Source organism: Rhodococcus sp. LB1 (assembly GCF_001583455.1).
In the GTDB taxonomy this organism is placed as follows: Bacteria; Actinomycetota; Actinomycetes; order Mycobacteriales; family Mycobacteriaceae; genus Rhodococcus_F; species Rhodococcus_F opacus.
The window spans coordinates 102,963-125,233 of the sequence record NZ_LTCZ01000442.1 but is presented as its reverse complement, the minus strand read 5'-3'; the positions used below and the strand labels follow the sequence as shown (position 1 = coordinate 125,233).

The following is a 22,271-nucleotide window of genomic DNA, read 5'->3' as shown; positions in this document are numbered from 1 at the left end:
GGAAATTTGAAACAGCCCCCAGAGCCTCCTTAACCACGCACGGGGCGCCGAAGGCGCACCATGGAGTGATGTCCACAGCTCTCACGCATGCCGCCGCTTCCCAGCAGTTCGCGGAGAACGGCCGCATCTCGATCGAACCCAACCACAAGCGCATCCGGGTGGTCTTCGGCGGTCAGGTGGTCGCCGACACCACCCGTTCGGTGTACCTGTTCGAGAAGGGGCACCTGCCCGTTTACTACATTCCCCGCGACGACGTGAACTTCGACCTCCTCGAGCCCGTCGATGCCACCACTACATGCCCGTGGAAGGGCAAGGCCCGGTACTGGGATCTCGTCGTCGGCGACCGTCGCGCCGAGCAATCCGTGTGGGGATACGACGCCAAACTCGAGGACTCCCTCGACCTCAGCCCGTACGTTGCGTTCTACTGGCACAGGATGGACGCCTGGTACGAGGAGGATCAGCAGGTGTTCGTCCACGCCCGCGACCCGTATGTCCGCGTCGACGTGCTGCCGTCGTCCCGGCACGTCGAGGTGTTCATCGGTGACACGCTCGTGGCCGACACCGTCCGCCCGCGACTGCTGTTCGAGACGTCGCTGCCGGTGCGCTATTACGTGCCCCGCATCGACGTGCGGTCCGAGTTCTTCACCGCCTCCGACACCAGGACGTCCTGCCCGTACAAGGGGACGGCGTCGTATCTGTCGTTCACCGGGTCGGACGGCTCCGAGCCGGTCGAGGACGCCGCCTGGTTCTACCCGTTCACCACCGCGGAGGCGTCGGGCATCGACGACCACGTGTCGTTCTACCCCGACCGCGTGCGGATCGTCGTGGACGGCGCAGAGGTGGAGAACTGACGTCAGTCCCGAGGGGGCAGCGGGGGTAGTTCCAGATTGTCCCGGAACGTGCCGCCCACGTAGTCGTTGCCGACGATTCCGCGGCGCCGTAGTTCGGGCAGCAGGCCGTTGACGACGAAGTCCCGGGTCCGTTCCTCGGCGAGTCCGCCGAGGGAGATGACGTCGAGGACACCCGCGTCGTAGCGTTCCTGGACGGCATCGGCGAGTTGCTCGGGTGTTCCCGCGACCGCCCAATGCCCGGTGTCCTTGGACGCGATGATCAGCTCGCGCAGGGTCCGCCCGGACGCGGCGAGCCGGCTGAAGATTTCGACCCGGCCGCGGCGGCGGTTCACCGACCGGACGTCGGGCAGGACGTCCGCCGGGATCGGCTTGTCGAGCGGCAGCCCGGACAGGTCGATGTCGCCACCGAGCATGTCCTCCAGCCGGATCCGGCCGGCGTCGAGGTCCGTTCCCTCGTCCCGTTCCCGGACCAGCCTGCGCACTTCCTCCTCGGACGCGCCGTAGGTGGCGTGGAAGGAGCTCATGATCAGCGGCAGCCCGTCGGCGCGGCCCAGTTCGGTGGCCCGCGCCCGGATGCTCTTGGTGTAGGTGACGGCGTCCTCGAGGGTGGGCAGCGATGTGAACACGACCTCCGCGAAGCGGGCCCCGAGTTCCACGCCGGCCGCGGATTGGCCGGCCTGGAATTGCACGGGACGGCGCTGCGGCAGCGGCGGGATGTTCAACGGTCCCTTCACCGTGAAGTACGTGCCCGCGTGGTCGATCGGCGGCACCCGATCGGCGTCGAGCGTGGTTCCCCCGGCACCGTCGGACGTCAGTGCCCCGGGTTGCCAGCTGTCGAACAGCGCGTTGATGACCTCGAGGGATTCCGTGGCGCGGGCGTAGCGTTCCTCGGGGCTCGGCAGGTCGCGGTCGCTGTAGTTCTCCTCGCCCAGTGAGGACGTGACGGCGTTCCAGGCGGCGCGACCGTTGCTGACGTGGTCGAGGGTGCCGCACAGCCGCGCGAGGTTGTAGGGGTGGTGGAACGTGGTTGTCACCGTCGCGATCAGCCCGACGTGCGAGGTCACGGCGCTGAGCGCCGACAGGAAGATCAGCGGTTCCTGCGCGCCGATCGCGCCCTGCGCCCCGAAACTGAGCAGGTCGGCGGCGAACAGCGCGTCGAACTTGTTCGCCTCGGCGATCTTCGCGATCTCGATCGACGACGCGACGGTCGACTGCTGCGGATCGATGGCGGCGGCATAGGTGCTCACGGCGCCGCTGACTCCCGTGACCGTCTTCAGCGGCCGGCGACGTGGGGTGCTCATCGTCGAAGCCTAGGAACGACGGCCCGGTCGGCCCAGCGTTTCGATCAGGCGGATTCTGACCGCCCTCGGGACGTTCCGGTTACCGTCGGGGTGTGCTGTTCTCGCAGATCGTCGCGACGTCCCGGGACGTGGGTGCCACCCGGTCGCGCAAGGTGAAGGTCGGGGCGCTGCGCGAGGTCCTCACCCAACTGGAGCCGGCCGAGGTGGAACCGGTGGTGGCATGGCTGTCCGGGGAGCTTCGGCAGGGACGGATCGGGATCGGCTGGCGGACGATCGCCGACATTCCCGCCACCCCGGCCGACGTGCCGTCCGTGACGGTGTCGGAACTCGACGGGACCGTCACCGCCGTCGCCGGGATCTCCGGCTCCGGATCCGCCGCCCGCCGACGCGAACTGCTCGCGGACCTCTTCGCCCGCACCACCGCCGACGAGCGGGACTTCCTGCTGCGACTGCTCACCGGCGACCTTCGTCAGGGCGCGCTCGAGGGGGTGATGACCGACGCGATCGCGGCGGCCGCCGATCTTCCCGTCGAACCGGTGCGCCGCGCGTTCATGCTGTCGGGACGGCTGCCCGCGACCGCGGTCGCGGCGTTCGACGGCGGGGTGGACGCCCTCACCGCGTTCCGGCTGGAGGTGGGTCGTCCGGTCCGGCCCATGCTCGCCTCCCCCGCTGAATCACTCACCGACGCGTGGACCGAACTCGGCGGCGACGTCAGCGTCGAATACAAACTCGACGGGGCGCGGATCCAGGTGCACCGCAACGGCGACGAGGTGCGCATCTTCACCCGCACCCTGCGTGAGATCACCGGCAGCGTGCCGGAACTCGTCGCACTCGTCGCCGGCCTGCCCTGCACGTCTGCGGTGTTCGACGGGGAGACGCTGGCGCTCACCGACAGCGGCCGGCCCCGTCCGTTCCAGGAGACGATGAGCCGCTTCGGCGCCGAGTCCGCCCGCGACCTGCTGCTGCACCCCTATTTCTTCGACTGCCTGCACCTCGACGGCGTCGATCTTCTCGACGCGCCGTTGGAGGAGCGGCTGGACGCGCTGGAACGCGTTGCCCCGCAACACCGCATCCCCGGGCTGATCCGCCCCGACAGCGACGGCGCCGCAACCCATTTCGACGACGCCCTCGCCGCCGGTCATGAAGGAGTGATGGTCAAATCGCTCGCCGCACCGTACGCGGCGGGGCGGCGGGGCCGCGCCTGGCAGAAGGTGAAACCGGAGCACACACTCGATTTGGTGGTGCTCGGCGCCGAATGGGGTTACGGGCGGCGCACCGGCTACCTGTCCAACCTGCACCTCGGTGCGCGGGATCCGGACGGCGGCGAACCGATCATGGTGGGCAAGACGTTCAAGGGCCTCACCGACGCACTACTGCAGTGGCAGACGGACGAATTCCCACGCCATGAACGCAGCCGCCACGACCACACCGTGCACCTGCACCCCGACCTCGTCGTGGAGATCGAACTCGACGGCGTCCAGGTCAGCACGCGCTACCCCGGCGGACTCACGCTGCGATTCGCGCGGGTCCTGCGCTACCGCCCCGACAAGACCGCCGCCGACGCCGACACCATCGACGCCGTGCGGGCCCTGCTGCCGGGCTGACGGCGCTCGCTCGACCTGCGTGGCGAGCGAGTGCGCGGTAACCTCCCCGGCACAGATTATGGACGCCGTGCTGTGAGGGGGTCGACTGGTGAACTTCGTTTTCCGTTTCGTGCCGTCCCCCGTCGAGCGCACCGTCCGGAAGGCGGCCTCGGCCGCCGAGGGACCGGTCCGCGTCGCCGTGTGCGCCGTGACCGTGCCGATCGAGGTCGCGAAGACGTCGTTTCACATCCTCCGGCTCACCGAGGAACTGCTCGAGGAGGTCGTGTTCCTGCTGCGGACGATGCGGCCGGTGGTCGAGGCGGTGAGCACCACTCAGCAGTCCGACAATTTCGATACGGTGTTCCGGACGCTCGAACAGATCCAGCAGTCGGCCGACGCGATTGCCCGCACCCCGATCGGGGTCGTCCGGAGTGTGTTCGCGCCCGCCCGTCCGTCGCCCGAGCAGGTCGACTATCCCCCCACGATCATCGATGCCGATCCGCCGAAACCGTCCGGCGTGGCGGTCCGGATCGCGTCCGTCACCGTGACGGCGCCGAGCATCACGTTCGGCAGGCCGAATCGCTGATCCGGGCTATCGCCCGGGAAAGAAGTCCGCGCTCTGCACGTAGTCCATTGCGGCGGTGAACGTCGGGTCGCTCATGCGCCTGGTCATCTCCGCCTCGTCGACGTCCTCGATGTGGGTCTGGACCCACCAGAGGTTGCCGAACGGGTCGCGGACGCGTCCCACGACGTCGCCCCAGAACAGGTGCGTCGCCTTCGTCACCAGCGTGCCGCCGGCGGCGACAGCCTGCGCGAGCACCGCCTCCGCGTCGTCGACGTACAGGCGGAGGAACCCGGGCGTCGGCGGCCAGTCGGGTCGCGCGTCGAACATCATCACGACGGCGTTCCCGATCCTCACCTCGGCGTGCCCGATGGTGCCGTCCTCGCCCACCATCCGTCCGAGTTCCTCGCCGTCGAACGCCGCCTTCACGTAGTCGATCAGCGCGGCGGTGTCGCGGGAGATGATCCACGGTGTGACGGTGGTGTAGCCCTCGGGAATCGGATCGACGGTCATGCGGTCCTCCTGCGTCGGCGAATCGGTTTCACTCACCGTAGAACCGATAGCGGTCAGCTTTGGTCCGCATTTGATCGCCCGGATACGCTCGTATCGTGTCCGAACACATCCTCGTCACCGGCGGATCCCGCGGCATCGGCGCAGCGGTGGTGCGCCTCGCCGTCCATCGCGGTTATCAGGTGACGTTCACCTTCCAGAACGACGACGAGGCCGCCGAGCAACTCGTCCACCACTGCGGTGTCCGCGCCACCGCCGTGCGGGCAGACGTCCGCGACGCGGATGAGGCCGTCGCCGTCGTCGATGCGGCCGACCAACGCGGTCAACTGGTCGCGTTGGTCAACAACGCGGGGACCACCGGCCCGCTCGGCACGTTCCTCACCACCCGGGACGCAGTGGTGCGGGAGGTGTTCGACGTCAACGTCTTCGGGGCGATGGCCTACGCCCGCGCGGCAGCCGAGCACTGGATCCGAACAGGGCGCCCCGGCGTCATCGTCAACCTCAGCTCGATCGCGGCCCGCACTGGCGCACCGGGCGAATACGTCGGGTACGCGGCCTCCAAGGCGGCCGTGGACAGTTTCACGGTTGGACTCGGGCGGGAACTGGCGAGCGCGAACATCCGCGTCGTCGGCGTCGCTCCCGGTACGACGGACACCGACATCCACGCCGCTGCCGGCGATCCGGAACGACCCGGGCGAGTGGCCGGGAAGGTGCCACTCGGCCGGGTCGCGGAGCCCGAGGAGATCGCCGAAGCGGTGCTGTGGGCGCTGTCGCACCAGGCGTCCTACGTCACCGCCACCACGATCACCGTCGCCGGCGGTCTCTAACTACCGTGGTTGTGCGCCGCACCTCGGGACGAGCATCGGCACCCGCTTGCGGTAGTTGCGGTAGTCGTCGCCGAACGTGTCGACGAGGTCGTGCTCCTCGAAGCGCACCGCCACCAGGATGAAGCCGGTGGTCCCGACGGCGAACAGCAGTCGGCCCCAGGTCATCGTCGGCGCCACCCAGAACGCGATGATGAAACCGGCATACAGCGGGTGCCGGATCACCCGGTACAGCACAGGTGTCCGAAAGTGACTGGGCAGAGCCGACTTTCCGCTCTGGTTCCGCAGCACCTGGCGCACCCCGAAGAGATCGAAGTGGTCGATGGCGAACGTCGCCGCCAGCACGAGGGCCCACCCGCCGAGCGACACGACGTAGATCACGACGCGGACCCAGTCGGTCTCCACGTCCCAGATCTGCTCGGGTAGCGGACGCCATTGCCACATCAGCAGCGCCAGCGCGGCCGTGGCGAACAGGACGTAGGTCGAGCGCTCCATCGGTTGCGGGACGATCCTGGTCCAGCGCTTCTTGAACCAGGGCCTGGCCATCACCGAATGCTGCATGGCGAAGACCGTCAGCAGCACCACGTCGATGACCACGGCGACGGCTACTGGGGCGTCGGGGCCGTCGTTGATCGTGTGGGGCACCACGAGCCCCTCGACCCATCCGATCGCGTACAGGAACACGATCAGGAACGTCGCGTAGACGACCATTCCGTACACGGTGATCAGTGTTCGGGCGACACCACCTGTGCGGTGCGCCTGGGGTGATTCGACCATCTCGGCCATGCTGTTCTCTCCGATCGCTGGATTCCCCCGACGCTCCGAAGTCTCCGATCAGGCGAGGTGCGGAACAAGGAACCCTGGGGTGGGAGTCACCGCACCCCGGCGACCGTGTCGGATCGGTTGACTACTCTGTGGCCATGCTTCCCGGGGACTTGCGCGACATCGACGTGGCGTCGATCAAGGCGGTCCTCGGCACCACCACCTACACCCGCGGCGAGCAGTACGCCCGCGACAACGCGGTGATCCAAATGTCGTGGGATCCGGCGGCCAAGGAGCTGTGGGGTGAGGTGGCAGGAACGGCGAGGGAGCCGTACTCCGCGTCGGCCTTCATCGTCTCCAGCAGCGGCCGCACCGTGTACCGGTACGGGATCTGCACGTGTCCGGTCGGCATGAACTGCAAGCACGTCGCCGCCCTGCTGATCACCGCGATGAAACAGGCGAGGTCCCAGGCGCAGGCGGCGGTCGCGCCCACCTGGGAACGCTCGCTCGGTTCCCTGCTCACCGCCGATCCCTTCGGCGACTCCGGCGGGCGTTCGCCGCTCGCCATCCAGTTCCGGGTCCAGGCGTCGGCCGCCGACGCGGCACCCCAGTTGCTGATGCGGCCCGTCCAGCCGGGGAGTAAGGGCTGGATCGTCGGCGGGCTGGCGTGGAACAAGCTGGGCAGCCAGTTCCAGCATCCCGCCGAGCAGATCCGGGTGCTGCACGAGATCCACCTGCTGTCCGTCGGGGGTCTGACCTACCGCCGCCAGAACCACACCGATCTCGATCTCGGCGTCTTCCCCAGCCGCCAGCTGTGGTCGCTGCTCGACGAGGCGGCCCGGGTCGGTGTGGAGCTCATCCACTCCTCCAAGCGGCTGGGCGCACTCGCCCCCTACCGCTCGGCGGAGGTCTGCCTCGACGCCACCCGCGACGACGCCACCGGCGCTCTCGTCGTGCGCCCGGTGGTCCACGTCGACGGCGAACCTGTCGACGCAGTAACCGTCGGCTTCATCGGAGTCCGGGCCCACGGCCTGTTCTACGTCGACGCGGACGACCGCATTCACCTCGCGCGCCTCGACTCCGTCGTGCCCGGCCCCTTACAGGATCTGGTGCGCCGCCGCACGCCCATCGAGGTTCCCGCCGCCGAAGAAACCCGGTTCCTGACGGAGTTCCTGCCGAAACTGCGCAACCTGGCCACCCTGATCTCCTCGGACGGCTCGTTCATCCCACCCGCGATCTCCGAGCCCACTCTGGTGATGCGGGCGTCGTATCTCCCCGACCACGAGGTCGCAGTCGACTGGGAATGGCTGTACACCGTCGGGGACGACGAGCACCGTGCGCCGCTGACTGCCCGGACCCCCGGCGACGAGTACCGGAACGACGCCCGCGAGCGCGCACTTCTCGACGAGCTCGACATCGCCTGGGACAGATACGGGTTGGGGTCGGGCAGTCCGGAAGCGACAGCGCTGCGCGGACTCGACACGATGCGGTTCACCACCGAGGTCCTGCCCCTGCTCCACGGCAAGTCCGACGTATCGATCGACGTTTCGGGCGAACCGGCCGACTACCGGGAGGCCGGCGATTCCCTGGCCATCGGGGTGTCCGTCACCGCATCCGAGGGCGGCACCGACTGGTTCGACCTCGGCGTCACCCTTACGGTGGAGGGCCGGGACGTGCCGTTCGACCAGGTCTTCTCGGCTCTGGCCGCGGGGAAGTCCGAGTTGCTGCTGCCCAACGGCGCCTACTTCTCCCTCGACAAACCCGAACTCCACACGCTGCGGAAGCTGATCGACGAGGCGCGCGCCCTCCGCGACCGCGCGGACGGGACGTTGCGGCTGAGCCGTTTCCAGGCGAGCCTGTGGGACGAGTTCGCCGCACTCGGCACCGTCGAAAAGCAGGCGACGCAGTGGCGGCAGCAGGTGGACGGCCTGATGGCGCCGACCACCATCGGGCCTTCGGAAGCCCCCAGCACGCTCGACGCCCAGCTGCGTCCGTACCAGGTGGAGGGTTTCCGCTGGCTGGCCTTCCTGTGGGAGCACGGGCTCGGCGGCATCCTCGCCGACGACATGGGGCTCGGCAAGACGCTGCAGGCGCTGGCGTTGATCTGCCATGCGCGGCAGTCGAATCCGGCCGCGCCGCCGTTCCTCATCGTCGCCCCGACCAGTGTCGTGTCGAACTGGGAGTCCGAATCGGCCCGCTTCGCCCCGGGCGCGAATGTCGTCGCGATCTCCGACACCCGATCCCGCAGGCGCGTCCCCTTCGACGAACTGGTCGAGGGTGCCGACATCGTCGTCACGTCGTACACCCTGTTCCGCTTGGAGTTCGACGCCTATGCGGAGTCCGCGTGGTCGGGGTTGATCCTCGACGAGGCGCAGTTCACCAAGAACCATCAGTCCAAGATCTATCAGTGCGTCCGACGGCTCGAGACTCCGTTCAAGCTGGCCATCACCGGCACGCCGATGGAGAACAACCTGATGGAGCTGTGGTCGCTGCTGTCGATCACCGCCCCGGGACTGTTCCCGAACCCGGCCCGGTTCACCGACTACTACCGCAAGCCGATCGAGAAGCAGGGCGACACCGAACTTCTGGCGCAGCTGCGCCGCCGCGTGAAGCCGCTGATGCTGCGCCGCACCAAAGAGCAAGTGGTGAAGGATCTTCCGGCCAAGCAGGAGCAGGTGCTCGACGTCGAACTGCACCCGCGGCACCGCAAGGTCTACGACACTCACCTGCAGCGTGAGCGGCAGAAGATCCTCGGCCTGCTCGCCGACGTCGACAAGAACCGCTTCACGATCCTGCAATCGCTCACCCTGCTGCGGCAGCTGAGCCTCGACGCCGGTCTGGTGGACGCCGAGTATCACGACGTCCCGTCCGCGAAGGTGGACGCCCTGCTCGAGCAGCTCGCGGACGTCGTCGCGGGCGGTCACCGGGCACTCGTCTTCAGCCAGTTCACCGGGTTCCTCGGCAAGATCCGCGACCGGCTCGCGGACGCCGGGATCGCGCACAGCTACCTCGACGGCAGCACCCGTCGTCGCGGGGATGTGCTCCGCGAGTTCAAGGAGGGCGCCGCCCCGGTGTTCCTGATCAGCCTGAAGGCGGGCGGCTTCGGGTTGAACCTCACGGAGGCCGACTACTGCTTCATCCTCGACCCGTGGTGGAACCCGGCAACGGAGGCCCAGGCGGTCGACCGGGCGCATCGCATCGGGCAGACCCGCAACGTGATGGTGTATCGCCTGATCGCGAAGGACACGATCGAAGACAAGGTGATGGCGCTGAAGGCGAAGAAGTCGGCGCTCTTCGCGAGCGTGATGGACGCCGACTCCCTGCTCAGCTCCAGCCTCGACGCCGACGACCTCCGCGGGTTGTTCGAGTGACCTGACCGACAGACTTCGCCTTATGCCTCCGCTGCTGTCGGGGTGTTCTGATATGAATGCGTTCGCCGCCGTGAACCCACTCGCACCGAGGAGAGCCTGTGAGCGAGTACCAATACTTCGAGTTCCTCGCGGTCGACAAGCCCTTGAATACGCGGATGCAGTCCGAGGTACGCACGCTGTCGACCAGGGCAGTGATCACGCCGACCAGCTTCACCAATACATATCATTTCGGCGATTTCCACGGCGATCCATGCGCAATGATGCGCAAGTACTATGACCTGCACATCCACGTCACGAGCTGGGGCACCCGCCGTCTGATGGTGAAGGTGCCGGCGAAGTCGCTCTCGGGAGGCGTGGCCGACTACACGCTCGAGCCTTACCTCACGTCCGAGGCGACCGGGAAACATCTCCTCTTCGACTTCACCAGCGAGGACGACTCGGCCGACTACACAGAAGAGGCCGAGGGCTGGATGGCGTCCCTGGCGCGGGTGCGCGACGAGATCGCGATGGGTGACGCGCGTCCGCTGTACCTCGGATGGTTGGCGGCGATAGGGACGTCGCAACGCAACGAATGTGCGTTCGACACCGAATGGGAGCACGAACTCGAGCCCGCAGCACCCGCCGGTCTCGGTGACCTCACCGGACCTCAGCAGGCTCTCGCCGACTATCTTCGAATCGACACCCCTTTGCTGGCCGCGGCCCAGGAGGGTAGTTCGGCCCTACCCTCGAAGGCCCAGATGACCGCGGCACTGCGCAAGCACATCGCGAAGCTACCCGAATCGACCAAGAACAGGCTTCTGCTCGCCGTCGCTCACGGTCAGCATGCGGCGGTACTGGCGGAATTAGCCCGCGTGACCGGCGATGATCGTCGGAACGACCACGAGCCGCGTACCGTCGTCGCGCTGCTCGACCGCGCCGACGAGCTGCGCCAAGCATCCCACCGGCGGCGCAGCCTGTCCGCAGTCCGATGACCTCAGACAGAATTCACCCCGAGCGAGGAGGGCGCCGTGAGCCGCAACAGCCAGCAGAACCGTGCCGCACGCAAACGCAAGAAACAGCAGCGTAGCGGCACCCGCCAGAATCGTGAGTTCCGTCCCGACTTCGACGCCGAGTCGCTGGTGTTCGCGGGAATCGAGTTCGCGTTCGGGCCGTCGGCGAATGCGGAGTCGCTGAGCCGGACAGTCGGCAAGCTGGCAGAACTCGACGGTTCCGGATCTGCGGCTGCTCTCCTGGATCGAGCCTCACAGATGCTCGACGCGTCGATGGACCACGCGTTCGACTCGGGATGGCAGCCGGCGGAGCTGGTGCACGCGGTGCGACGAGAATTCGGTGCGCGCACCGCCCGGCTGACGGTTGCCGCGATCGGCTCGCATGCAGGCCGCACCTCGGCGCACAAGAGCGCCCCGGAGCCGTGGCGCGAGCAGCTCGACGAGCTGAACATCGGCGCCGATGTCGCACCTGCCCGCGGCCGGCTGTCCGCCTGGCGTGCGGCGGAGAACGCCGAGCCCACCGACACCTGGACGGCGATCCTGTCACTCCTCGGCTTCTGCAGCTATCTGATCCCCATGACGCCGCTGATGGCCACCCCACCGAACTGGGTCGCCGGGGCAGCGGCGTCACGGCCCGCCAAGCACGGTCCCGAACCCAAGGTGCTGTCCCGTATCCGCGGCCTGTTGGCCAAGGCCGAAGCAACCACGTTCGCCGAGGAGGCAGCGACCCTCTCGGCGAAGGCGCAGGATCTCATGACCCGGTATGCGATCGACAGCGCCGTGGTCGACGCCGAGGCGCACACCTCACTGAGCGATCAAGTAATCACGCGCCGATTGCTCGTCGACAACCCTTACCCCGAAGCGAAAGTGCAGTTGCTGAACTGTGTCGCGGACTCCAACAGCGTCCGTGTCCTCTGGCATCAACGATTCGGCCTCGTCAGCATGGTCGGAATGCCGATCGACTTGGATCTGTGCGAAATGCTCTTCACTTCGCTGCTCGTTCAGGCTTCGCACGCGTTGAGCGAGGCGGGCGGTGACCGGGTGAAGCGCTCACCCAGCTTCCGCCGATCGTTTCTGCTCGCCTTCGCCTCCCGGATCGGGGAACGGCTGGCGATCGCCCGGGAACAAGCCGGTCGCGACGCATCCAGTCAGTACGGCAAGGAGTTGGTGCCGATCATGACCGAACGCACCGAGGCGGTGGGTTCGGTCTTCGAGAAACAGTTCCCGTCCGTCGTCACGACGTCACATTCGGTGACCAACGCGCACGGTTGGCAGGCGGGCCGAGTGGCCGCTGAGTTGGCAGACCTCAGCGGTGGGCGGGAACGAATCGCCGAATGAGCCAGGGCACGATGTGTCCAGCATGAAGACCACGAGAGGAAACCGATGTCCATCACCGCCGACGTTCATCGGCTTCTTCGTCTGCGCCAGGACCACGCAGCCTGGACATTGCTGCGTGCCGATTCGGCGCCGGCAATTCTGGCGCTGTTGGGCCGTCACTTCGAGCATGGGACCCGCCGCCTCCCGGCTCCGGAACTCTTCGCCCGCTTGGACTCCGACCTTCAGACCATGCGCGACGAGGGCCTCGACTTCCCGCGAACCGGTCAGGCCTATTGCACCGAGTGGGTGCGGTCCGGATACCTGCTCCGACGAGCAGCGGCCGGTACCCGTGAGGAGACCCTGGAACCGACGGAGGGCGCGTTCGCCGCGATGGCCTTCGTCGCAGGCTTCACCAGCCAGGCGAGTTCGGCAACCGAATCCCGGCTGACCACGCTCTCCACCCAGTTGCAAGCCCTCGCGCGGGATTCCGATCCCCGCGCGGAAACCCGTCTCGCCGCGCTGCTGGCCGAACGGTCGTCCATCGATCAGCAGGTCGCCGCAGTGGAGTCGGGAGTCTTCCCGGTCCTCGACGGCGAACGCGCCGTCGAGCGTTCTGCCGAGATTCTCGCGCTGGCCTCGGAGGTTCCCGCGGACTTCGCCCGGGTTCGCGCCGAACTCGAGGAACTGAACCGCGATCTGCGAGCCCGCATCCTCGATGACGACGGTGACCGCGGCGACACTCTGGGAGATGTGTTCCGCGGGGTCGACCTGATCGGAGATTCCGATGCCGGCCGCAGCTTCAGCGCCTTCTACGACATGATTCTCGATCCGGCCCGATCGTCTCAGATCGACGAGTGGATCGATGCGGTGCTGCAGCGGCCGTTCGCCGCGATGTTGACCCACGATCAGAAACGACGGTTCCGGGCGTTGCTGACCGAGATGGAAACCGCCGGCTCCGAAGTGCATTCGACGATGACATCCCTGTCCCGGTCGTTGCGTCACTTCGTCCAGTCGCGTCACTACGAGGAGCACCGCCGGTTGCAGCGGTTGCTGCGCAGCGCGCAGCAGAGTGCTGTCGCCGTGGCCACACGTCGTCGCCCCTACGACCTGCTCGACCTCGAACTGGTGCGCATCGGAATGAGCATCGAATCAGTTGCAGCACTTCGCCTGCACAACCCCGCCGACAACCTCGTCACCGAACCGGTGCTGACCCACGACGCCGGGACCGTCGATCTCGACGAGCTTCGAAAGCTCGTCCGAGAATCCGAGATCGATATGGACGAACTGTCCGACAACGTCGCGGCGACGCTGCGCGCGCACGGTCGCGCCACGATCGGTGACGTCCTGCGCGAATACCCGGCCACCCAAGGACTCGCGAGCGCAGTCGGACTGATGGTCCTCGCCACCCACCACGGGCACGCGATCGACGGCACAGAAGACATCCACTGGATCTCGGGAGCCGGAGTATCGCGTCGGGCGACAATTCGTCGTCGCCTGTTCGATCCTGCTTCCGACGAGTTCACCGCTCGTCCGGCGTTCGCACCCACGGGGAGCTCGACATGACCGACGAGCCGACGACCGGCGGCCATTACCCCGGAGACACCGGCGAACTGGACCTCGAGACGCGGCGCGCATTCGTGCAGCTACTCAAGGGCCCTCTCGTCACCGCGGCCAAACATCCCGAGGTGTGGCGCGCGGTGATCCGGGACGAGCGACTCCTCCGGTCCCGACTCGCCGACGTCTTCCTCGATCTCGTCATCGACGACGAGAACGAGCTGGCATTCACCCGCCCGCCCGAGACCGGCAATGCCAACACCCCCACGGTGCTGCGCACCGAGCGTCTTACATTCATGGACACGGTCATGCTGCTCGCATTGCGCCAGCGTCTGCTCCGCGCGCAAGCCGGCGAACGGGTGATGGTCGACCTCGACGAACTGCGCGAACAGCTCGAGCTGTATCGCACGGCCGGCGACACCGACCCGGCCGGCTACGCGAAGCGCGTCAGCGCGTCGTGGAAGAAGCTCGACAAGTATTCGCTGCTCACGAAGACGTCGACCGATGACCGGATGGAGGTCTCCCCGGTGTTGCGGCAGCTGTTCGATGCCGAACAGGTCGCTCTCGTCGAAGTGGAGTTCCGGCGCATTCTGGAGGAGGACACACCGTGATCCATCCCGGTCAGCGCCGTCTCGCGCGCGTTCAGGTCATCAACTGGGGGACCCTGCACGGCCATCACGATCTTTCCGTGGCCCGCAAGGGTTTCCTGATCACCGGCAATTCCGGCTCCGGCAAGTCCACGCTCATCGATGCCATCTCGGCTGTGCTCGTCCCGGGCAATCAACTGCGGTTCAACGCGGCTGCGCAGGAGGCCACGAACTCGGGACGCAACTTCGTCACGTACATCCGTGGCGCGTGGCGGCGGGAGGCGGGCGCCGACACCGACGGTCTGGTCGCCTCGTACCTGCGCACCGGCGCGACGTGGAGTGGGATCGCCCTCACCTACCGCGCCGACACCGACGATCCGCCGATCACCCTCGTCAAGCTCATGCATCTGGGGCGCGGGCAGAACGCCGCAGCGGACGTCACTCACCTCCATCTCATTCTCGAACACGAACTCGACCTGACCGACTTCGCGTCGTTCACGACGCGCGGCATCGACACGAGGGCCATCAGGAAGCGGTGGCCGGAGTCGACGGTCAGCCCGGCGTACGGGCCGTTTGCCCGTAGCTTCCGCTCCCGCCTGGGTATTTCGTCGGAGGGTGCTCAGCGCCTGCTGCACCGCACCTTGTCGGCGAAGAGCCTCGGCAGCCTCGACCAATTGTTCCGCGACTACATGCTCGACACTCCGAACACCTTCGCGATGGCCGAACGCGCGGTCAACCAGTTCCACGACCTGCAGGAGGCGCACCGGGTCGTCGTCGACGCGCGGCGTCAGGTGGAGATGCTCGCACCGCTCGTCGAACTTGCCGACACTCGGCGACGCGGGCTTCAGTCCCTGCGCGACACGGACGAGGAGAACGCGCATCTCGGAGTGGTTCACGCGGAGATGACCTTGTCGCTCCTGCGTGGTGAACGCACCGAACGCCATGCACTGACGCCTCTGCTGGAGGCGGGTGCGAGCGAAGCCACCGCCGCAGCCGAACGTGCACGGCAGGAGACCCTCGATCTGACGATGAAACTCGAGGGCATCGGGGGCGGCAGACTGGCCACCCTCCACGCGCAGCGAGACGCGGAACTGAAGACGCTGGCGCGCGTCCGAACCAGGCGTGATCAGGTCGCCGAGGCGGTGTCGGCCTGGGAAGGAACCGTTCCGGAGACCGCCGAGGAGTTCGCGCGACTGCGCGGGCAACTCGAGGATCAGGCGCATCAGGCCACCACCGCCCACGAGGAACGGCACGGCGCCCGCTACGCGCTCGCCGAACAGCGCGGCACCGCCCAGAGGGAGCGCGCCGCGCTGATCACCGATCGTGAGATCGTCGCCCGCAGACGCTCCAATATCGATCCGAGCCTGCTCCGCGCGCGCGAGTCGATCTGTTCCGCCGCAGGTGTTCCGGACGACGCGGTGCCCTTCGCCGGCGAGTTGATCGCGGTGCGGGACGAATACTCCGAATGGACCGGCCCCATCGAGCGAGTCCTCGGCGGCCTCGGCCGCACCCTGCTCGTCCCGGACGACGTGTATCCGGCGGTTGCCGCGGCCGTCGATGCCACCCACCTCGGCGCGCGCCTCGTGTATCGCCGAGTACGGGTGGGCGTCACACCGTCGGCGGTGCCGAAGACCGGGACGGCGTCTCTGGTGCGTCGAGTGGAGGTCGCCGACGGTCCGCTCGCCGCGTGGATCCACCACCATCTCGCCGACCGCTACGACTACGCCTGCGTCGACACCGCTGCCGGCTTCGCGGATCACGTCCGCGCCGTGACACGCGCCGGGCAGGTCAAGCACTCCGCGGAGCGACACGAGAAGGACGACCGCAGCCGCATCGACGATCGCCGGCGGTGGGTTCTCGGATTCGACAACGAAACCAAGCTGGAGGACATTCGCCGACGAATCGCGGACCTCGACGCCACGATCGCAGGTGCGACGAGCCGGCTCGACGCGCTGGACCGTGAGGACCAGCAGATCGCCGTGCAGAACCGCGCGGCACAGACAGTCCTCGATGCGCAGTGGGCGGACGTCGACGTGAGCGGTGCACAGGCTGCCGTCGACGCTGTCGACAGCCGTCTCGAATCATGGCAGCAGGACAACCCGGAGCATTCTGCGGTGTCGGTCGCCCTCGAGCTCGCCAAGAAGGCGGAGAACGAGGCCGACGCAGCCCGGCGTCAGGCGGATACTGCGTTGTCGGTGCACCGAACGGCGGTGACGGAACTCGAGACGCGGATCGCGCAGGCCGAACTCCACGCGGATGACGCGGCACCCGGTGCTGTCGCCACGCGGATCAAGGCGCGATTCCAGAAATTCGCGCGCCGGGTCACGTCGGACAACATTGACAAAGCCCTGTTCGAGGTCGGCCAGGGCATCGGCAAGGACAGGGCCGACGCACAGAACGCGGTGTCCGCCGCCGACGCGTCGATCGTCAGGATCCTCTCCCAGTATCTGGCGCGATGGGAGTCCCGCGGCGGTGAGCTGCGGATTGACGCCGAATACGTCGACGACGCACTGACGATCCTCCAGCGCCTGCGCTCCGACGGTCTTCCCCGGTACGAAGATCGGTTCTTCCAGTTGCTGCACGACCAGTCCCACCGCAATATCGGCGAACTCGCTCGCACGATACGCAAGGCGCCCGCCGAGATCCGTTCCCGCATCGACCCGGTGAACCACTCACTGCATCGCTCCGCGTTCGACACCGACCGGTGGTTGCGCATCGATGTCCGCGAGCGACGGTCGCCGGCGGCGGCCGACTTCCTCGACGACCTGACCCGGATCACGAGTGGTGGATGGGACATCGAGCAGCGTCCCGCAGCCGAGGAGAGATTCGAGCGGATGGCGGCTGTGCTGGAGCGCCTGGCGTCGAAGGAACCCGCAGATCAGCGGTGGCAGCGCCAGGTCCTGGACACTCGCCTGCACGTCGGGTTCATCGGTGTGGAGGTCGACGGTGCCGGAGAGGCTCGCAACTACCACGATTCGAGCTCGGGACTGTCGGGCGGTCAGGCGCAGAAACTCGTGTTCTTCTGCCTGGCAGCGGCGTTGCGGTATCAGCTCGCCCCCGACGGCGCAGACCTTCCCCGTTACGGCACCGTCATCCTGGATGAGGCGTTCGACCGGGCCGACTCCGCGTACACACGCCGAGCCCTGGACGTGTTCGCGCAGTTCGGTTTTCACATGGTGCTCGCGACCCCACTCAAGTTGCTCGGCACCCTCGAGGAGTACATCGGCGGCGCTGTGACCGTGAGCATCCGCGACCGGATGCACACCGAACTCAGCCTCATCGAATTCGACGACGTGGGCGCCACATGAGCGTGCGGTGTGTTCTGCCGCGTGCTGCCGCGGCGAAGGCGCTGACCACCTACAGCAGTCGCCGACGTCGCTGGCTGGCCGACCCCGCACTCGCCGAACAGGATTCGCTGACGGTTGCCCTGCATCCGCCGTCCGAGCACCAGATCGCCGAGGATCCCGACACGGTGGTCGCCTGGGTCCGCTCCTGGCGCGGCTACACCGGCGTCGGCCACGTGGACTGGGCGATTCGCCGGTGGCCGAGCTTCGGCACACAGGAGGTGCCGGTGCGACTGACACTGGCCGGGGCTGATCAGATTGCGTCCGCGAGTGGCCGCGAAACCGAATGGCGCGCCCTGGTGATGCGTCGTGATGCGCTTGTCGACCGCCTCGGTCCCGACACTCCGGCGCTGTCGGCGGCGGTTGCCGTGACCGCTGCGAAATGGCTCGACCTCGACGACGACGACTTCGTCAGGCTGACGACCATCGCGCGATGGCTGAGCGACCATCCGAACTCGGGGTATTTCATACGTCAACTTCCCGTTCCGGGTGTCGACACGAAATGGCTCTCGAGTCATCGCGGAATGGTGGAGACTCTGCTCGAGGGCGTTCGCGGCAGCCGGGAACTCGGTATCCGGAGCCTGCCCAACATGCGAGACGTCGCTCTGTGCGATCCCGATCTCCTGATCGGAACTCCGAGGCGCTTCGCGACCTCGCTGGACGAACTCACCGCGTTGCCGCTGGCCCCGGCGCGCACCCTCATTCTCGAGAACAAAGAGGGTCTGCATGCGCTACCTCGGCTGGCGGAAACGGTGGCACTGCACGGTGGCGGGTACACGGTTCACGAGTTGGCCGGAATCCCGTGGGTCGTCGACTCGGAGGTCTGGTATTGGGGAGACCTCGACAGTCACGGTTTCGCCATCCTCGACCGTCTGCGCCGACATCTTCCGCACGTGCGGAGTCTGTTGATGGACACGGACACCCTGAATCGATGGCGGACCCTCGCGGTCCGCGAGCACAAGCCCACCTTCAACGAGGTCTCTCACCTCACCGAATCCGAAGCCGCCGCTCTGGAGTCGCTGCGCGAGGACGATCTCCGCCTCGAGCAGGAACGCATACCCTGGCCCTACGCCCTGAAGAGACTTCTCGTCACTTTCGGTGCGGGTCAGTCGTCTGCGGCTGCCGACTGCCCTACGTGTCCGGACAGCAAGTAATGTCCGATCCATGCCTCGTTACACGATTGCCCTGCGGAACAACTCCGGGCCGGTCGCGCCGGCGTCCGTGAGCCGCCATGTGCCGTTCTACTGCGCGCACGAGGCGGCGGGCACGGCGTGGAATCGGGCGCTCGTCGAGGCGTGCGGCGACCTGCTCGACCCGGTCACGCAGACCGCCGTGGTGAGCGTCGTCAGCAACTTCGGACGCGAACTGTTCACCGGCGACGCGGACGTCGTCGTCACCCTGGACCGGATCGGCACCACCTCGCTGACCTTCCTCATCACCATCCACCAGGACGGCGTGCAGGCTGCGGAGCTGACCGTCGTACTCGTGCACCTCGATTCGAGCCGGGTGAACTCGGCGCCGTGGTCGCCGCCGCAGATCGCGGCGCTCGAGGCGTTGCGGAGCGCTCCGGTCGTCGCCTGACCTCGATCGATCGAAGTTTCAACAACGCGTGATCTGGGCATGTGATGCGTATGAGTATCGAAGACGGGCCCGGTGACACGCTGAGCCCCAGCGAGAGCCTGGACTCCGACGACGTGCGCAACAACGACGGCGACGACGTCGTCGATCCGCCCGACGGGTGGAGTGAGGCCGACAAGTTCGGCACCACGGCGCGCGAGGAGCGGGAGGGTGAGTCCCTCGACGAGAAGTTGTCCGAGGAAGAGCCCGACGTGATGCTCGAGGAGCAGAGCGAGGTGTCGTTGGCGGATCTCCCCGACGACCAGCTGAGCGAGGACGTCGACCGTGTCATCGACGAGGAGGACATCGACATTCCGGTGTTCGGAAACAAGCACGCCGACGTGGTCGAGGGCGTCATCGTGCAGGACTCGCGCACCGACCGGGGGCAGATCGACGGGTCCGCGGAGGACGGCGATTCGTTCTTCACGGTCCTGGACTGACCGGGCCCCCGAAACGGGGCCTACACTGGCACTGATCGCACTCGCGACAGCCACCGAAAGGCCCGACATTACGCAATCCTCCGCTCCGCATGACGTCTACTTCGTACCCCCGGAGCAGGAGACCGCGGACGCCGTCGCCCATGCCTCCGCCGCCGCGGCGTCGAGACTGCGCGACCGCGCCGACGTGGTCCGGTTCAAGGGCCGCTTCGCGCTGCCGATCACGCACACCACGCCGCACGAGGCGATGGTCGAGGACCTGCTGTTCGTCCGCGACGTCCTCGACGGCGCCGGGATCGAGTACCTGCTGGTGCGGGGCAACGACGAACGCCCGGTCATCGCCGTCAACTGGGCGCAGCGGAAGGCGTTGCGGGCGGCCCTGGTCGCCGCGTGTGAGGACCGTCCGTTCTACTCCAAGACCGTCGACGCCAAGGGCCCCGCGGTCCTGGTATCCGACGGCAGCCTGTCCGCGACGTCGAAGGCTCGCATCTTCCGGCTGTTCCGTCCGCGCGTGCACCTGGCGAGCGGCCTGAGTTACGGGGCGTCGACGGGTGTGCAGATCGAGCTGTGGTCGATCAGCGACGACGAGATCGTGCTGCCGATGGAGAACTCCCTGACCCGGCGTGTGGTGCGCTCGGAGGAGGCCGTCCGCGGCACCGTCGAGCGGTTCGGACGGGTGTGGCCCACCATCGAGAACATGTTCGCCGACCATGCGTCGGACATCAATTTCGATGTCGACCTGGTGTTCTCCTGGGTGGACGGCTCGTCGGCGGAGTTCCAGGCGCAGCGCGCCAAGCGGATGCAGAGCTACGTGGTCGGCGAGGGTGACGATTCCGCCGCCCGCTTCCGGCAGATCGACGAGCTCAAGTACGCGCTGCGCTCGGTGCACATGTACGCGCCGTGGATCCGCCGCATCTTCGTCGCCACCGACTCCCACCGTCCCGCGTGGCTCGCCGACGACCCGCGGGTGACGTTCATGCCGAGCGAGGAGTTCTTCGCCGACCCGTCGGTGCTGCCCACCCACAATTCGCAGGCCGTCGAGAGCCAGCTGCACCACATCCCCGGTCTCGCCGAGCATTTCCTGTATTCCAACGACGACATGTTCTTCGGCCGTTCGGTGGGTCCGCAGATGTTCTTCTCCCCCGGCGGCATCACGATGTTCATCGAGGCGACCACCCGAATCGGGTTGGGACACAACGACGACGAGCGCAGCGGCTTCGAGAACGCGGCCCGCGTGAACCGCCGGCTGCTGCAGGACCGCTTCGGTCTCATGACCACCCGGCACCTCGAACACGCCGCCACCCCGCTCCGCAAGAGCGTGATGGAGGAGATGGAGAAGGAGTTCCCCGACGAGTTCGCCGCCACGGCCGCAAGCACTTTCCGCGCCAGCACCAACATCTCGGTGACGAACTCGCTGTATCACTACTACGCGTTGATGAGTGGCCGCGCGGTGGTGCAGACGGCGGCGCGGGTGAAGTACGTCGACACGACGATGAAGTCGGGGCTCCGCGACATGGACTCGTTGCTCGCGAAGCGGTCGATGGACTTCTTCTGTCTCAACGACGGCAGCGCACCCGAGATCGACCTGGAGTTGCGGACCAGGAAGGTGACGCAGTTCCTGGAGAACTACTTCCCGATCCCGGCGCCGTGGGAGACCGGCGTCTGATCAGACGGCGGGAAACGCGTCTTCCGGGCGCTCGCCCTCGTCGTAGACCGTTGCGGGAGAACCGATGAGGAGCGGGTCGGGGGTGCCGACCACTCGCGGGTCCTTGCCGGTGTAGTCGAATTTGTGGAGCACCCAGCGGATCGCCTCGATCCGGGCACGCTTCTTGTCGTTCGATTTCACGACGGTCCACGGCGCCTGCGGCGTGTCGGTGTAGAAGAGCATCGCCTCTTTGGCCTCGGTGTAGGCGTCCCACTTGTCGAGGCTCGCGAGGTCGGTGGGTGACAGCTTCCACTGCTTGACGGGGTCGGTGCTGCGGGAGACGAACCGGGCGTGCTGCTCCTCCCGGCCCACGGAGAACCAGAACTTCACGATGTGGATGCCCGACTGCACGAGCATCCGCTCGAACTCCGGCGCAGACCGGGTGAACTCCAGGTACTCGTTGGGGGTGCAGTAACCCATGACGCGTTCGACGCCGGCCCGGTTGTACCAGGAGCGGTCCATCATCACGATCTCCCCGCCCGCGGGCAGGTGCTGGACGTACCGCTGGAAGTACCACTGGGTGCGTTCGCGTTCGGTGGGCTTCTCGAGCGCCACCACCCGCGCGCCACGAGGGTTGAGGTGTTCGGTGAACCGCTTGATCGCGCCACCCTTGCCGGCCGCGTCCCGGCCCTCGAAGATGATGACGACCTTCTCGCCGTTCTCCTTCACCCACGCCTGGAACTTGAGCAGCTCGATCTGCAGTTTCCGCTTGCGGTTCTCGTACTGCCGCCGCGTCATCTTCTCGTCGTACGGGTACCCGTGCCGCCACGGTTCGTCGGTGTCGTCGATGGCGTGTTTGCGGCCGGACTTGCGCAGCAGCTCCCCGATCTCGTCTATCTCCGGTGTCACGTCGATCTGACCGGCACGCGCGAGTTCGAAGGCTTCGGGATCGTGCAATTCGTCCACACAGCAAGACTACCGCCGTGGGGCCTCGCCGTCCGGGCTCATGAGATCGTG

General features: G+C 67.2%; 18 protein-coding genes. 14 read left to right on the top strand and 4 right to left on the bottom strand.

The window, feature by feature from the left end; genetic code table 11:
• Positions 1-68: 68 nt before the first annotated feature.
• Entirely contained in the window at positions 69-851 is a 783-nt protein-coding gene (locus AZG88_RS48650) for a DUF427 domain-containing protein (protein ID WP_061701550.1), read from the top strand.
• 2 nt (positions 852-853) lie between these two features.
• Here AZG88_RS48650 and AZG88_RS48645 read toward each other — a convergent pair whose 3' ends face one another.
• Positions 854-2,152 carry an NtaA/DmoA family FMN-dependent monooxygenase gene (locus AZG88_RS48645; protein WP_061701549.1) on the bottom strand — a complete coding sequence of 433 codons (1,299 nt, stop codon included), beginning with the start codon at positions 2,150-2,152 and terminating at the stop codon, positions 854-856.
• Positions 2,153-2,244: 92 nt separating this feature from the next.
• On the opposite strand from AZG88_RS48645, the gene AZG88_RS48640 reads away from it, so the two are divergent.
• Complete coding sequence (locus AZG88_RS48640) at positions 2,245-3,756, top strand: ATP-dependent DNA ligase (protein ID WP_061701548.1); 1,512 nt, start codon at positions 2,245-2,247, stop codon at positions 3,754-3,756.
• A gap of 88 nt (positions 3,757-3,844) precedes the next feature.
• On the top strand, positions 3,845-4,321 hold the full coding sequence (locus AZG88_RS48635) for a hypothetical protein (RefSeq protein ID WP_061701547.1): 477 nt from the start codon (positions 3,845-3,847) through the stop codon (positions 4,319-4,321).
• Positions 4,322-4,327: 6 nt separating this feature from the next.
• Here the strand turns inward: AZG88_RS48635 and AZG88_RS48630 are convergent, their stop codons facing one another.
• Positions 4,328-4,810, bottom strand: coding sequence for a VOC family protein (locus AZG88_RS48630; RefSeq protein ID WP_061701546.1), 483 nt, complete (start codon positions 4,808-4,810; stop codon positions 4,328-4,330).
• Between the two features lie 95 nt (positions 4,811-4,905).
• Here AZG88_RS48630 and AZG88_RS48625 point away from each other — a divergent pair, with 95 nt between their 5' ends.
• Positions 4,906-5,634: an SDR family NAD(P)-dependent oxidoreductase gene (locus AZG88_RS48625; RefSeq protein ID WP_061701545.1), complete on the top strand. Its 729-nt coding sequence runs from the start codon at positions 4,906-4,908 to the stop codon at positions 5,632-5,634.
• Here AZG88_RS48625 and mddA read toward each other — a convergent pair whose 3' ends face one another.
• Complete coding sequence (gene mddA, locus AZG88_RS48620) at positions 5,635-6,417, bottom strand: methanethiol S-methyltransferase (protein WP_061701544.1); 783 nt, start codon at positions 6,415-6,417, stop codon at positions 5,635-5,637. It lies immediately after the preceding gene.
• Between the two features lie 134 nt (positions 6,418-6,551).
• On the opposite strand from mddA, the gene AZG88_RS48615 reads away from it, so the two are divergent.
• The 10 genes from AZG88_RS48615 (at position 6,552) to AZG88_RS48570 (ending at position 21,275) form a co-directional block, all read left to right on the top strand.
• The gene (locus tag AZG88_RS48615) at positions 6,552-9,764 is read left to right on the top strand and encodes a DEAD/DEAH box helicase (protein ID WP_061701543.1); all 3,213 of its coding nucleotides are present in this window, start codon (positions 6,552-6,554) and stop codon (positions 9,762-9,764) included.
• 98 nt (positions 9,765-9,862) lie between these two features.
• Positions 9,863-10,735 carry a hypothetical protein gene (locus AZG88_RS48610; RefSeq protein WP_061044466.1) on the top strand — a complete coding sequence of 291 codons (873 nt, stop codon included), beginning with the start codon at positions 9,863-9,865 and terminating at the stop codon, positions 10,733-10,735.
• Between the two features lie 36 nt (positions 10,736-10,771).
• On the top strand, positions 10,772-12,091 hold the full coding sequence (locus AZG88_RS48605; protein ID WP_061701542.1) for a DUF2786 domain-containing protein: 1,320 nt from the start codon (positions 10,772-10,774) through the stop codon (positions 12,089-12,091).
• Between the two features lie 45 nt (positions 12,092-12,136).
• A complete protein-coding gene (locus AZG88_RS48600) occupies positions 12,137-13,633 on the top strand; it encodes a DUF3375 domain-containing protein (protein WP_061701541.1) in 1,497 nt (498 codons plus the stop codon).
• Positions 13,630-14,235, top strand: a complete 606-nt coding sequence (locus AZG88_RS48595) for a DUF4194 domain-containing protein (protein ID WP_061701540.1) — start codon at positions 13,630-13,632, stop codon at positions 14,233-14,235. The genes AZG88_RS48600 and AZG88_RS48595 overlap by 4 nt, the downstream gene beginning before the upstream one ends.
• On the top strand, positions 14,232-17,519 hold the full coding sequence (locus AZG88_RS48590; protein ID WP_061701539.1) for an ATP-binding protein: 3,288 nt from the start codon (positions 14,232-14,234) through the stop codon (positions 17,517-17,519). Before AZG88_RS48595 ends, AZG88_RS48590 begins: the two co-directional genes overlap by 4 nt.
• Complete coding sequence (locus tag AZG88_RS48585) at positions 17,516-18,709, top strand: DUF3322 domain-containing protein (protein ID WP_061701538.1); 1,194 nt, start codon at positions 17,516-17,518, stop codon at positions 18,707-18,709. Before AZG88_RS48590 ends, AZG88_RS48585 begins: the two co-directional genes overlap by 4 nt.
• 10 nt (positions 18,710-18,719) lie before the next feature.
• Complete coding sequence (locus AZG88_RS48580; protein WP_061701537.1) at positions 18,720-19,136, top strand: acyl-CoA thioesterase; 417 nt, start codon at positions 18,720-18,722, stop codon at positions 19,134-19,136.
• A gap of 44 nt (positions 19,137-19,180) precedes the next feature.
• A complete protein-coding gene (locus tag AZG88_RS48575) occupies positions 19,181-19,612 on the top strand; it encodes a hypothetical protein (protein ID WP_009474337.1) in 432 nt (143 codons plus the stop codon).
• A gap of 166 nt (positions 19,613-19,778) precedes the next feature.
• Positions 19,779-21,275, top strand: coding sequence for a stealth family protein (locus AZG88_RS48570; protein ID WP_197488052.1), 1,497 nt, complete (start codon positions 19,779-19,781; stop codon positions 21,273-21,275).
• On the opposite strand, the gene ppk2 is transcribed toward AZG88_RS48570, so the two are convergent.
• On the bottom strand, positions 21,276-22,220 hold the full coding sequence (gene ppk2 / locus AZG88_RS48565; RefSeq protein WP_005252680.1) for a polyphosphate kinase 2: 945 nt from the start codon (positions 22,218-22,220) through the stop codon (positions 21,276-21,278).
• Between the last annotated feature and the right edge of the window lie 51 nt (positions 22,221-22,271).